Below are 12,752 nucleotides of genomic sequence, written 5' to 3'. Positions count from 1 at the left end.
AATAGATTATCGTTGTATAGCGGAATAAGCCCAAAGCAATACAAGGCAGCAAGCCGGAGACGGTACAAATAGTACGGCAAGGCGAGGCCAGCGATGTAGTGCGGGGTTATTTCACTATAAAACAAATCACTATCTCATTTTTTTTAAAGCAGCAGTCAGGAAAATTTGGGTTTTGTGTCGCAAATAAAAATGTAAGGGAAACTACAATGAATCGTATCTTGGGCGGTGTATTGGTCGGCGTGATTGCTTTTCTTGCACTGCAGTTAAGTCAAACGGAGTTGGCGCAGCAATTTCATTTCAGTGCATTAACCTTGGCGGTTGTGTTGGGCATGGTGCTGGGTAATACGCTGTACCGTAAAATTGAAAATCATGTGGCGGCGGGCATTGCTTTTGCTAAAGGGAAAGTTTTGTATTTGGGCATTATTCTGTATGGCTTTAACATTACCTTGCAAGATATTGGTGCCGTTGGTGTGAACGCTGTTGCGACTGATGCGGTGATGTTGATTTCAACCTTTCTGATTACTTGTGCATTGGGCATTTATTTGCTGAAAATCGATAAACAAATTGTCTATCTCGCCGCATCGGGGTGCAGTATTTGTGGGGCGGCGGCGGTTATGGCGGCAGCGCCGGTGGTGAAAGGGGAGTCGCATAAGGTGGCGGTTGCGGTGGCGTTGGTCGTTATTTTCGGCACGCTGAGTATGTTTTTATACCCGATGTTGTACCCTTATTTACATCATTATCTTTCGGCACACCAATTCGGTATTTATGCCGGTTCATCTATCCACGAAGTAGCGCAGGTTTATGCGGCGGGCGGCAATATCAGCCCTGAAGTTGCCGATACTGCGGTGATTTCCAAAATGATTCGGGTGATGATGCTGGCGCCGTTTTTGGTTATGCTTTCTTGGTGGTTACAAAAAGATCAGCAGGGAAATCAAGGCAAAGTTGCGATTCCTTGGTTTGCCGTGTTGTTTATTATGGTGGCGTTATTTAATTCCCTGAATCTGTTGCCGGCAAATTGGGTGAAATGGCTCACTCAGTTAGACGGCATTTTATTAATGCTGGCCATGTCTGCACTGGGTTTGACCACCCAAATCAGCGCCGTGCGGAAAGCGGGCATCAAACCGCTGTTGCTCGGTGCGCTTGTTTTTGTTTGGCTGGTGGCGGGTGGGTTTGTGATTAATTGGGGAATGCAAAGCGTATTCCGGCTTTAAGATCTATTGTCGATTTCATTTGCGATATGGTGCATAAAATGATTTTCCGCCATGCCTGCGATGCCGATTTTAGATGAATTTTGCTATAATCGCCGTTTTGTGCCGTTTCCCGATGGGGAGCAGCATTTTCAGACGGCATCATGCCACGATACAGACGGATAACGACCATGACAGACACAATCAATCCTCAAACAGAAGACGGCGGCGCAGCGAAAGAACATCTGCGTTCTATCCGCAGTTTTGTATTGCGGCAGGGACACATGACCGCAGCGCAGCAGCGTGCCATTGATACCATGTGGCCGCAGTTCGGCTTGGATTATCAAGCGCAAACCGCCGATTTGAATCAGATTTTCGGCAGCGACCAGCCTAAGGTTTTGGAAATCGGCTTCGGCATGGGAACGGCCACCGCCGAAATTGCCAAACGCTTGCCCGATCATGATTTTCTGGCGATTGACGTACACGGCCCGGGCGTGGGCAATCTGCTCAAGCTGATTGAAGAGGAAAACATCAGTAATATCCGTGTAATGCGCCACGACGCAGTGGAAGTGGTGGAAAATATGCTGGCAGACGAAGCCTTGGCAGGCATTCATATTTTCTTCCCCGACCCGTGGCATAAAAAACGCCATCACAAACGCCGTCTGGTGCAAGTGCCGTTTATCGAAAAACTGTTGCCCAAGCTGAAAACCGGCGGCTATATCCACATGGCGACCGACTGGGAGGAATACGCCCAACAGATGTTGGACGTGTTGAGCAGCTTTAAATGCCTGCAAAACACCGCCGCCGATTATGCCCCCACGCCGGCTTACCGCCCCGAAACCAAATTTGAAGCACGGGGCAAACGGCTGGGGCATGGTGTCTGGGATTTGGTATTCAAAAAAATAAAATAATCAGGAATATTAAAATGTTAAAGCTATATGGCATTCCCAACTGCGACACCGTCAAAAAAGCCCGTGTGTGGCTGACGGAAAACGGGCAGGAATATGAATTTGTCAATTTCAAAAACAATGCACCGACTCAGGAACTCATTGGCAGTTGGCTGACCCAAATTCCGCTGGAAAAACTGTTGAACAAAAAAGGCACGACATGGCGCAAATTGAGCGATGAAGAGAAAGCGGCGGCCGAAAACCAAGCCGGTGCGCTGGCATTGATGGCGGCGCAGCCGAGCGTGATTAAGCGGCCGGTGTTGGATAAAGACGGGCAGTTTTTTGTCGGTTTTTCGGCGGAAAATTATCAGGGAATTTTTGCCTGATATACGCATCGCAGAGCAGGTTTGTTAATATCCATAACGTGCCTGAAATGTAAAGACGGCGGCGTTTCCGATAAAGGAACGCCGCCGAATTGCAGCTTTTTGTTTGCTTTTGCAAAAATTGTAAATCTCCATGGCGGCGGCAGAAAAAAGCCGCTACAATCGCCGCTGTTCCAAATTTGCTGCTGAAGAGACGGGCGGTTTGGGAAATTGAATCATAACAAGGAAACCCAAATGAAAAAAATTCTTTTGACCGCAATCGTTGCTTTGACCGCTTCAACCGCTTTTGCCAACGATTACATCGAACATCAAATCTACAGCGATAAAAACTACGAACAAAATCAGGCCAAAGCCATGAAACTGCTGCAAAGCCGCGGTTATACCGTACAAAAAATCGAAGCCGACGACCATTTCGGCAAACCGGTTTTGGAAGCCGAAGCCTATAAAAACGGCCGTGAATACGACATCCGTCTGTCTTACCCTGATTTGAGAATTATCAGTGAAGGTATTGATGACTAATCGACCGTTAAAATGATTGAAACCATGCCGTCTGAAAATTGAATTTTCAGACGGCATGGCTGTTTTTACAGCGTTAATCAGTGCAGATTGTGCAAAAACACGCTACAATGTGCGTTTGCCATCAACTTCTTTATTTGTTCCGAAAATGTTTCATATCGTAGAAAAATACAAAACGCCCGCCCAAATTATTTTGGGTTTGATCGGTTTGACGTTTGTCGGTTTCGGTGTCAGCACCGCAACTGCGCCGGGCGCAGATTATATTGTGAAAATCGGCAGCCAGAAAGTCAGCGAACACGACATTAATTCCGCCGTGCAGAATATGCAGGGCGACGGCGGACAGGTTTCGCGCGATGCCGTGTTTCAATCGCTGCTGCAGCGTGCGTATCTGACGCAGGGTGCCAAGCTGATGGGCATTGCCGTTTCCCCGGAGCAAATCAAGCAGATTATCGTGGACGACCCGAATTTCCACGATGCCGACGGTAAATTCAGCCAAGCGCTGCTGACCCAGTATCTCGACCAACGCCGCATGAGCGAAGACCAGTTTGTCGAAGACATCCGCCAGCAGTTTGCCTTCCAAAACCTGCTCAATCTGGTGCAAAACGGCACATTGGTCAGCGATGCGCAGGCAGAGCAGCTGCTGAAAATCGGACAGGCGAGCCGCACCGTCCGTGTCGCCATGTTTAATCCGGAAGCATTTGTTTCTCAAGTAAAAACCGATGATTCTGCGTTGCAGGCGTACTACGATGCCCACAAAAAAGACTACCTGATTCCGCAGGCGGTAAAAATCGAATATGTGGCGTTGAATCTGAAAGACATTGCCGCCAAACAGACGGTCAGCGAAGAAGAAATCCGCAAAGCCTTTGATGCGCAACCGGCTGTACCCCGCCGCAATGTTGCCCATATCTTTTTTCCTGTAGCAGAAAATGCCGATGAAGCCACCCGCAAAGCGGTAAAAGCCGAAGCCGATCAGGTTGCGGCAAAAGCGCAGGCCAAGCCGTCTGAATTTGCCGCTTTGGCGAAAAAACATTCCAAAGACGTTGCTTCAGCGGCGAATGGCGGACAACTGGGCTGGGTTGAGCAAAACAGCGGTATCGACAAAAATCTGGAAAACGCCGCATTTGCCCTGAAAAAAGGCGGCATCAGCGGCGTGGTGCAAAGCCAGTCGGGCTATCACATCATTCAGGTTTTGGACAGCGCTGACAAACCGGTGTTTGAACAGGATAAAGCACGGATTGCCGAAGAGCTGAAAATCCGCAAAGCAGGCAAAGTGTTTAACGAAGCCAAGGAAAAACTGGCGGAAGATGCTATCAATCACCCTGAAAGCCTGAAAGAAGCGGCGAAAACGCTGGGCGTGGGCATTGAGTCGTCCGATGAATGGCTGACCCAAAGCGGCGGCGAAGCGGCCGGTATGCCGAAAGAGCTGATTGCAGCGGTGTTCAGTGATGATGTGTTGAAGAAAAAATACAATTCCGAGCCGGTAAGCGTGAATCCGGAAACCGTGTGGGTGGTGCGTGCCAAAGAAGTGCGCCAAGAAAAAACAGCGCCGTTTACCGAAGTGAAAGACAATGTGCGCCAAAATTATCTGCGCAGCGAATCGTACAAACTGGCCGAGAAAAAAGCGCAGGAAACGCTGGCTGCTGTGAAAGGCGGCAAAGCCGATGCAGCGGCTTGGGGCGCAGTGGAAGAATTGAACGCCCAGCAAGTGCGCGCCATGCCGCCGCAAGCCGCCGCCCAGTTGGTGAAAGCCCGCCCTGCGGCAGGCAAACCGGCTTATGTGCTGCTCGAAGGCTTGCCGCTTCCGGCGCTGGTCGAAGTGCAGAAAATCACTGCGCCTGAAAACCTGACGCAAATGTTACCGGCCGCCAAACAGGAATTGGTACAACAGCAATCCGCCAATGTGTTTGAGCAGTTGCTGCATTATCTGCAAAAACAGATTAAGCAGGAACAGGGTATGCAGAAGGTGAACAGCGAACAATAAAGTTTGCCGTATCAAAAACAGAAAAGCGGTCGGGTTATTTCACCATCAATCCGGCCGCTTTTTCCCGCATTTATCTCGGATGAGGCCGTCTGAAAACCATGAGTAAAAACCCCGATGCGTTTACACGTTTGATTAATGCCTTGAAAATCCTACCGAATGTCGGCCCGAAATCGGCGCAGCGCATGGCCTACCAACTGCTGCAATACCGCCGGGAAGAAGCGCAGGAATTGGTGGACGCTTTGCAGAATGCGTTGAAACAAATCCACCATTGCCGCTTGTGCAACACATTTTGCGAAAACGAATTGTGCGACATTTGCGCCGACAGCAGTCGGGACGGCAAACGCCTGATGATTGTCCACATGCCCGCCGACGTATCCAATATGGAAACCGCTAATTGCCACGACGGGCTGTATTTCGTGCTGATGGGGCAGGTCAATCCGGCGCAGGGCATGGATATTTCGGCGATTGCGCTGGATAAACTGGTCGAACGCCTGCAGCAGAGCGATGTCGAAGAAATCATCATCGCCACCAACTTCACCGCCGAGGGCGATGCCACCGCCTATATTCTGGCAGAACTCTTTAAAACCCTACCGTATAAAGTCAGCCGCCTTTCCCGAGGCATTCCCTTGGGCGGCGAACTCGAATATGTCGATGCCGGAACCTTGGCGCAGGCAGTGTATGAACGCAGAATGGTGAAAGAATAGCGGATAAACACAAAGCCGTCTGAAAATCCGATTTTCAGACGGCTTTGTCAGTATTACCGGCAATTATTTGCAGCTTACGCCCTGAATTTGCGGGGCAGCACCGCTACCGACCTTAAACGTGCATACCGTGGCATTGCTACCGGAAACGGTTACGCTACCGCCATTGTGGTTGAGGCTCACCGGCTCTTTCACGCCCATGCCCAAGGCAGTGGCGGCAAGTTTTTGCGCATCATCAGCCGAGTATGGCGTATTGTTGGCACTGATATTGATTTCTTTGGCATAAGCGCTGACACCGAAGCCCAAGCCCACGGCAACTGCGGATAAAGCCAAAAGTTTTTTCATCGTCATTGTTGTGTTTCCTTGTTTGGAGGGTATGCAGAACATACCGTTGCGCCTAGAATAAGTAAGATTGCCGTTTTATGCAAGCATTTTGGGAATTTTTACCGATTCTTGCCGCAGCAGAACCTGTTTTTACAGTTTTGTGGCAAAAATGGTTATGGTGGGAAATACTTAATTTTTCATACAACATCTGTCGTAGGTTGAGGTTAGTGAGGTACGAGGGTAACCCAACAAAATATTGTGTTTCAAGATGTTTTCAATCGTATTGGGTCTCGATCAGGTCTACGCACTGTTCTCTTTGATTATTTGAATTGCCTACTGATGCCGTCTGAAAACCGATTTTCAGACGGCATATTTTAAGGCGGGAACAGGGGGATGATTTTAGTGGGGACTGTGGATTGGTGTTGCTTCATCGATAAACCTGTGCATACTTTGGATATGTACGCTGGGAAAGCCAAGCCGACCTTGGTTGGAATAAAAAAGCCGTCTGAAAATCACGATTTCCGATTTTCAGACGGCTTTTTTCTGGCGGTTGGTTGCCGGATTTATTTCAACAGGTTTTTAATCACGCCCAAGACGCTGCGGGAGATGGCACGGGTTACTTGGCGGTTGATTTGATTGCCGATGGAGTCGGCGACGTTGTAGCCCAAGCCTTGGCCTGATTTTTTGCGGCCGCCGGTCAAGCCGCCGATAAAGCCTTCGAGCAGGCCGGGTTGGCTGTCGGTTTGGGCTTGGCTTTGGGCTGCGGTTGCAGACTGTTTGGCGGCGGTTGCGGCGGCTTTGATTTCGGCTTGTCGCTGTTCTTCTTCCGACAAGGCTTCAAAGGCGGAATAGTTGTCCACCATGTCTTTGTAGGCCGGATAGAGGTCGTCGTTTTGGAAAGCGGCGTTGCGTGCTTCGGTGGTAAGCGGGGTCAGATTGGATTGCGGCGGCAGAATCATGGCACGTTCGACCGGTGCGGGCATGCCTTTTTCATCAAGGAAGGACACCAATGCTTCGCCGACTCCGAGTTCGGCAATCGCTTCGGCAACATTGATATTCGGGTTGCTGCGGAAGGTTTCGGCGGCGGCGCGTACGGCTTTTTGGTCGCGCGGGGTAAAGGCACGCAGGGCGTGTTGGACACGGTTGCCGAGCTGGCCCAAAATGGTGTCGGGCAAATCGAGCGGGTTTTGGGTAACGAAATAGACACCCACGCCTTTGGAACGAATCAGGCGTACGACTTGTTCGACTTGTTCGACCAATGCGCCGGCGGCGTTGTCGAACATTAAATGGGCTTCGTCAAAGAACATGATGAATTTGGGTTTGTCCAAATCGCCGACTTCGGGCAGGGTTTCAAAGAGTTTGGCGAGCATCCACAGTAAAAAGGCGCTGTACATTCTGGGCGAGCGCATCAGTTTTTCGGCGTTGAGAATATTGATAACGCCTTTGCCGTTGTCGGTCTGCATCCAGTCGGCGAGGTTGAGTTCGGGTTCGCCGAAAAAGCGTTCTGCACCTTCGTTTTCAAGGGTCAGCAGTTGGCGTTGAATTGCGCCGATGCTGGCTGCGGAAACGTTGCCGTATTGCGTGCGGTAGTCGGCGGCGTGGTCGGCAACGTGTTTGAGCATACTGCGCAGGTCTTTGAGGTCGAGAATGTGCCAACCTTTGTCGTCGGCAACACGGAACACTAAGTTCAACAAGCCTTCCTGCGTGTCGTTGAGATTCATCAGGCGGGCGAGCAGCATCGGACCCATGGCGGAAACGGTTACCCGCACGGGAATGCCGCTTTCGCCGAATACGTCCCAAAAGCGTACCGGAAAACTTTGCAGCCAGTCGTCGCCTAATGCAAATTCGCTGATGCGTTCGGCCACTTTGCCGCTGTTGTTGCCGGTTTGGGAAATGCCGGAAAGGTCGCCTTTTACGTCGGCCATAAAAACGGGAATGCCTTGGCTGCTGAAGGCTTCCGCCATGCGGCGCAGGGTAACGGTTTTGCCGGTGCCGGTAGCGCCGGCGATCAGGCCGTGGCGGTTGGCCATTTTGCCGTGAATGACTAAGTCGCTGTCGTTGCAGCGGGCGATGGGGAATGTGGTGGTCATGGTGTTTGCGCAATAAATGTTGATAACGGAAAACGGTTTATTGTCTTATGAAAATGCCCTTAGCGCAATCGGGAAGCAGTACATTTTCAGACGGCCTGTCTGCGGCGGCTTTGAGGCCGTCTGAAAACAGGGTATAATCACGGCTTGAGTGTTTAAACCGTTGTATCGACCGCCGCAGGCGGTTATTTTTATTGTAGGAATCCATTTGATGAACAAGCGTAAGGCATTGACTGAAAAACAGATGGCGCTGCTGATGGCGATGTTGGTGGCGCTGATGCCGTTTTCGGTGGACGCTTATTTGCCCGCCATTCCCGAAATGGCCGCAACGCTGGGGTCGAATATCCACCGGATTGAGCAGAGTTTGAGCATGTTTATGTTCGGCGTGGCATTCGGGCAGGTGGTCGGCGGCTCGGTGTCCGACATCAAAGGCCGCAAACCGGTGGCTTTGGCAGGTTTGCTGGTGTACGCCGCCGCCGTGTTCGGGCTGTCGCTGGTGCAGAATGCCGGACAGTTATTGTCGCTGCGGGCGGTGCAGGCGTTTGGTGCGGGCATGACGGTGGTGATTGTCGGCGCATTGGTGCGGGATCATTACGAAGGCCGAAAAGCGGCGCAGATGTTTGCCCTGATCGGGATTATGATGATGATTGTGCCGCTGATTGCGCCGATGATGGGTGCGGCTTTGCAGAGTTTGGGCGGCTGGCGGCTGATTTTTGTTTTTTTGTTTGTTTATGCACTGTTGCTGTTGGCGTTGGTGTGGCGTTTTTTGCCGAAACCCGCTGCAAGCAGCCCGATTGGTGCGGACATCATATCGGTGGTGGCGGGGCGGTTTAAGCGAGTCTTGCAAACCCGTGCCGCTCTGGGCTATCTGTTTTTTCAGGCATTCAGTTTCGCCTCGATGTTTGCCTTTCTCACCGAATCTTCGTTTGTCTATATGAATCTCTACGGCGTGTCGCCGCACGGCTATGCTTGGGTGTTTGCGCTGAACATTCTGACCATGGCCTTATTTAACCGGATAACCGCATGGCGTTTGAAAACCGGCGCTCATCCGCAGCAGATTCTGATGTGGGGCATTGCGGTACAGTTTGCCGCCAATCTGCTGTTGGTGCTGCTGGCGTGTTTCGGCCAACCGCCGCTGTGGCTGGTGGTCGGCTGCGTGATGTTTTCGGTCGGCACGCAGGGCTTGGTCGGTGCCAATACGCAGTCTTGCTTTATGGCTTATTTCAAAAACGAAAGCGGCAGCGCCAACGCCGTATTGGGCGTATGCCAATCGGTGATTGCCGCCGCCATGGGGCTTTTGACGACTTGGCTGCACAACGGCTCGCTGACGGTAATGGCGGGCATGATGCTGAGTGCAACCGTGTGCGGCATTTCGTTGCTGTGGCTGTGTTCCCGCGAGGCTTGGCGGGGAAACCGCCAAAATTACGGAAATTTTGGCTGAACAGGCTAATTTTTCCGATATATTGAAATAAGGTTTTAAAATAAATTCAAAATCAGAAATAAATGCTTTATTTGGTAGATTGAGGCCGTCTGAAAACCGTTCGGACAGCGTGTTTGATGGTATCATCGGATAAATATTTCATTCCTGTTTTGTGGACGCATAAAAATGAAACAGCCAACCCCTTCCCAACAGCTTGACGAACAGCTCAAACCCCATCGCAATGCGATTGACGAAATCGACGCTACGGTACTCAAACTTTTAAACGAACGTGCCGCCCATGCCCGTGCCATCGGCGAATTGAAAGGCACGGGCGCAGTGTACCGCCCCGAGCGGGAAGCCGCCGTATTGCGCCGCATTCAGAGTCTGAACCACGGGCCGTTGCCCAACGAATCGGTTGCCCGCCTGTTTCGGGAAGTGATGAGCGAATGTCTGGCGGTGGAGCGGCCGCTGACGATTGCCTATCTCGGCCCGCAAGGCACGTTTACCCAACAGGCGGCCATCAAACATTTCGGCCACGCCGCCCACACGCAGGCGTGCATGACGATAGACGACTGTTTCAAACGGGTGGAAACCCGACAGGCAGATTATCTGGTTGCGCCGGTGGAAAATTCCACCGAAGGCTCGGTCGGCCGCAGTTTGGACCTGCTCGCCGTTTCCGCTTTGCAGGCCTGCGGCGAAGTGGTGGTGCGGGTGCATCACAATCTGATGGGCAAAACCGGCCGCCCGTTCGGCAGCATCACCAAAGTTTATGCCCATGCGCAGGCGTTGGCGCAATGTAACGACTGGCTCGGCCGCAACCTGCCCAATGCCGAACGGATTTCCGTTTCCAGCAATGCCGAAGCCGCACGGCTGGTGGCGCAGTCTGATGATGAAAACATCGCCGCCATTGCCGGCGTAACCGCCGCCGAAATCTACGGCTTGGAAATCAGCGCCCGCTGCATTGAAGACGAACCGAGCAACACCACCCGCTTTTTGGTAATGGGACATCAGGAAACCGAGCCGACCGGCAACGACAAAACTTCGCTGGTGATTTCCACGCCCAACCGTGCCGGTGCCGTGATGGGCTTGTTGCAGCCGTTTACCGACTTGGGCATTTCCATGACCAAATTCGAAAGCCGCCCGAGCAAATCTTCATTGTGGGAATACCTGTTTTTCATCGACATCGAAGGCCATCAAAAAGATGCCAAAGTGCAGGAAGCCTTGCGGCTGCTGGGCGAACGGGCATCGTTTGTGAAAATTATCGGCGCTTATCCGGCGGCGGTTTTGTAGATGCTGTAAAGTGCCGCATTCAGCAGGTTTTATAGTGAAATAACCGCAAAGCACTATAGTTAAAACACCGAATTTTCCATACAAAAGCAGGCGTAGGTTGAGGTTAGCGAGGCACGAGCGTAACCCAACAAAACCTTATGTTTCAAGGTGTTTTCAATCGTGTTGGGTCTCGACCCAACCTACGCCCTGTTTAAAAACCGTATGAATTATTCAGTGTATTTACTATATATACTGTCTGCTTGTATTGCTCTGCGGTTATTTCACGATAACAGCAAACCCTGTTCTCCCAATATGGAAAAACAGGGTTTTATTGTGTTCAAGGCTGTCTGAAAACCTGTTTTGTCAGTTTTCAGACGGCCTTTTTTCGGCTGTTTATGCCTGTTCCGCCAAAACCGCTTCAATCAACTCGACTGCGCCGTCGTCCGCCAGTTTTTTGGCAACGGCACGGCCGAGGGCATCGGCGTATTCGGCAGGGGCTTGGGCGTCGGCACGCAGAATCACCGAGCCGTCGGGGTGGCCGACCAAGCCGTGCAGCGTGAGCAGGCCGTCCTGTTCGGTGCAGTAGGCGGCCAACGGCACTTGGCAGCTGCCGCCCAAGGCTCTTGCCAAGGCACGTTCGGCGGTTACGCAGGCATGGGTAACGGGGTGGTTGAGCGGTTGCAGAATCTCAAGCAAATCATGGCGGTGGTCGGCGATTTCAATACCCAGTGCGCCCTGACCGGCGGCGGGCAGACTGTCGGCGGCGGGCAGAATAGTGCGGATGCGCTCGTCCAAGCCCAAGCGTTGCAGACCGGCGGCGGCGAGGATAATCGCATCGTATTCGCCGTCGTCGAGTTTGCGCAGTCGGGTTTGCACATTGCCCCGCAGCGGTTTGATGACCAAATGCGGGTGGTTTGCCCGAAGTTGAGCCTCGCGCCGCAGGCTGGACGTGCCGACAACTGCGCCTTGCGGCAGGTCTTCCAAGCGGGCGTAACGGTTGGAAACGAATGCGTCAAACGGATTGGCACGCTCACCGATGGCGGCCAAACGGAAGCCGTCGGGCAAATCCATCGGCACGTCTTTAATCGAATGTACCGCCAAATCAGCACGGCCTTCCTGTAATGCCTGTTCCAACTCTTTGATAAACAGGCCTTTGCCGCCGATTTTGGACAGGGTTTTGTCGAGAATCTGGTCGCCTTTGGTGGTCATGCCCAAAATTTCGACGGTGCAGCCCGGATAAAGCTGTTGCAGACGGTCTCGGATATGTTCCGCTTGCCACATGGCAAGCAGGCTTTCACGGCTGGCGATGATGAGTTTTTCAGGAATCATGTCGGGTATCGCTGAAGGAAATAGAAAACCCCAAGTTTAACATAAATCGGCGGGCTTTTTTCGGGAACAGGCCGTCTGAAAAACGCATTTTGCGATATATGGAAAACAGCGTATTTCGGCTATAATGTCCGCCTGCAAACCTATTCTTGACTATTTTATGAAACGTGCAAAAAAATATCCGTTTTTAACCCTGCAGCGCCGACGTTTCCGCTTGGGCTTTGAAAACGCTTCAAGCCTTGATGTGCCGGCCGAACGTGATTTCTACCGCTGGGCATGGGCGGCGCTGAAAAACGAATACCGCCGTGCCGACATCGGCTTGGTGCTGCTTGACGAAGAAGAAGCCCGTGCCTACAACCGTGATTATCGGGGCAAAGATTATGCCACCAATATATTGAGTTTTGCCCTGAACGAAGGCGAGGATTTCGCCGGCAGCAGCGACACGCTCTGCGGCGATTTGATTATTTGTCCGCAAGTGGTGCAGAAAGAAGCCGCCGAGCAGGGCAAAACGCCCGAACAGCATTTTGCCCATCTGACCATGCACGGCACGTTGCACCTGATGGGTTACGATCATATTGAAGACGATGAAGCCGAAGCAATGGAAGCGCTGGAAATCCGGCTGATGCAGCAGGCAGGCTTCCCCAACCCTTACCGACAGGACGAATACTGAT

General features: G+C 51.9%; 12 protein-coding genes. 9 read left to right on the top strand and 3 right to left on the bottom strand.

The window, feature by feature from the left end:
* Nucleotides 1-206: 206 nt before the first annotated feature.
* From PJU73_RS05505 to recR, 6 genes are all read left to right on the top strand, one after another.
* On the top strand, nt 207-1,211 hold the full coding sequence (locus tag PJU73_RS05505) for a YeiH family putative sulfate export transporter (protein WP_237091535.1): 1,005 nt from the start codon (nt 207-209) through the stop codon (nt 1,209-1,211).
* 167 nt (nt 1,212-1,378) lie between these two features.
* Entirely contained in the window at nt 1,379-2,098 is a 720-nt protein-coding gene (gene trmB, locus PJU73_RS05500; protein WP_237091497.1) for a tRNA (guanosine(46)-N7)-methyltransferase TrmB, read from the top strand.
* 14 nt (nt 2,099-2,112) lie between these two features.
* Nucleotides 2,113-2,460 (top strand): arsenate reductase, encoded by a 348-nt coding sequence (locus PJU73_RS05495; RefSeq protein WP_237091498.1) that lies wholly within the window; start codon nt 2,113-2,115, stop codon nt 2,458-2,460.
* A gap of 231 nt (nt 2,461-2,691) precedes the next feature.
* Complete coding sequence (locus PJU73_RS05490; RefSeq protein ID WP_237091499.1) at nt 2,692-2,976, top strand: PepSY domain-containing protein; 285 nt, start codon at nt 2,692-2,694, stop codon at nt 2,974-2,976.
* Between the two features lie 145 nt (nt 2,977-3,121).
* Nucleotides 3,122-4,954 carry a SurA N-terminal domain-containing protein gene (locus PJU73_RS05485; protein ID WP_237091500.1) on the top strand — a complete coding sequence of 611 codons (1,833 nt, stop codon included), beginning with the start codon at nt 3,122-3,124 and terminating at the stop codon, nt 4,952-4,954.
* 98 nt (nt 4,955-5,052) lie between these two features.
* A complete protein-coding gene (gene recR / locus PJU73_RS05480; RefSeq protein ID WP_237091501.1) occupies nt 5,053-5,658 on the top strand; it encodes a recombination mediator RecR in 606 nt (201 codons plus the stop codon).
* Between the two features lie 63 nt (nt 5,659-5,721).
* On the opposite strand, the gene PJU73_RS05475 is transcribed toward recR, so the two are convergent.
* The gene (locus tag PJU73_RS05475) at nt 5,722-6,006 is read right to left on the bottom strand and encodes a hypothetical protein (RefSeq protein WP_237091502.1); all 285 of its coding nucleotides are present in this window, start codon (nt 6,004-6,006) and stop codon (nt 5,722-5,724) included.
* 536 nt (nt 6,007-6,542) lie between these two features.
* Nucleotides 6,543-8,069 (bottom strand): helicase HerA-like domain-containing protein, encoded by a 1,527-nt coding sequence (locus PJU73_RS05470; RefSeq protein WP_237091503.1) that lies wholly within the window; start codon nt 8,067-8,069, stop codon nt 6,543-6,545.
* 208 nt (nt 8,070-8,277) lie between these two features.
* Between PJU73_RS05470 and PJU73_RS05465 the strand changes: the two genes are divergently transcribed.
* Nucleotides 8,278-9,507 (top strand): multidrug effflux MFS transporter, encoded by a 1,230-nt coding sequence (locus tag PJU73_RS05465; protein WP_237091504.1) that lies wholly within the window; start codon nt 8,278-8,280, stop codon nt 9,505-9,507.
* A 165-nt stretch (nt 9,508-9,672) separates the two neighbouring features.
* Nucleotides 9,673-10,776, top strand: coding sequence for a prephenate dehydratase (gene pheA, locus PJU73_RS05460; protein ID WP_237091505.1), 1,104 nt, complete (start codon nt 9,673-9,675; stop codon nt 10,774-10,776).
* Between the two features lie 372 nt (nt 10,777-11,148).
* Here the strand turns inward: pheA and hemC are convergent, their stop codons facing one another.
* Nucleotides 11,149-12,084, bottom strand: coding sequence for a hydroxymethylbilane synthase (hemC, locus tag PJU73_RS05455; RefSeq protein WP_237091506.1), 936 nt, complete (start codon nt 12,082-12,084; stop codon nt 11,149-11,151).
* 157 nt (nt 12,085-12,241) lie between these two features.
* On the opposite strand from hemC, the gene ybeY reads away from it, so the two are divergent.
* A complete protein-coding gene (gene ybeY, locus PJU73_RS05450; protein ID WP_237091507.1) occupies nt 12,242-12,751 on the top strand; it encodes an rRNA maturation RNase YbeY in 510 nt (169 codons plus the stop codon).
* Nucleotide 12,752: the final 1 nt, after the last annotated feature.

The sequence above is a fragment of the Neisseria lisongii genome (assembly GCF_028463985.1).
Lineage (GTDB): Bacteria > Pseudomonadota > Gammaproteobacteria > Burkholderiales > Neisseriaceae > Neisseria > Neisseria lisongii.
This window is presented reverse-complemented; position numbering and strand designations above follow the sequence as displayed.

Bases quoted from the DNA above. Each gene is read 5' to 3' on its own strand.
- PJU73_RS05505 (WP_237091535.1), top strand. From the start codon at position 207: ATGAATCGTATCTTGGGCGGTGTATTGGTCGGCGTGATTGCTTTTCTT.
- trmB (WP_237091497.1), top strand. From the start codon at position 1,379: ATGACAGACACAATCAATCCTCAAACAGAAGACGGCGGCGCAGCGAAA.
- PJU73_RS05495 (WP_237091498.1), top strand. From the start codon at position 2,113: ATGTTAAAGCTATATGGCATTCCCAACTGCGACACCGTCAAAAAAGCC.
- PJU73_RS05490 (WP_237091499.1), top strand. From the start codon at position 2,692: ATGAAAAAAATTCTTTTGACCGCAATCGTTGCTTTGACCGCTTCAACC.
- PJU73_RS05485 (WP_237091500.1), top strand. From the start codon at position 3,122: ATGTTTCATATCGTAGAAAAATACAAAACGCCCGCCCAAATTATTTTG.
- recR (WP_237091501.1), top strand. From the start codon at position 5,053: ATGAGTAAAAACCCCGATGCGTTTACACGTTTGATTAATGCCTTGAAA.
- PJU73_RS05475 (WP_237091502.1), bottom strand. From the start codon at position 6,006: ATGACGATGAAAAAACTTTTGGCTTTATCCGCAGTTGCCGTGGGCTTG.
- PJU73_RS05470 (WP_237091503.1), bottom strand. From the start codon at position 8,069: ATGACCACCACATTCCCCATCGCCCGCTGCAACGACAGCGACTTAGTC.
- PJU73_RS05465 (WP_237091504.1), top strand. From the start codon at position 8,278: ATGAACAAGCGTAAGGCATTGACTGAAAAACAGATGGCGCTGCTGATG.
- pheA (WP_237091505.1), top strand. From the start codon at position 9,673: ATGAAACAGCCAACCCCTTCCCAACAGCTTGACGAACAGCTCAAACCC.
- hemC (WP_237091506.1), bottom strand. From the start codon at position 12,084: ATGATTCCTGAAAAACTCATCATCGCCAGCCGTGAAAGCCTGCTTGCC.
- ybeY (WP_237091507.1), top strand. From the start codon at position 12,242: ATGAAACGTGCAAAAAAATATCCGTTTTTAACCCTGCAGCGCCGACGT.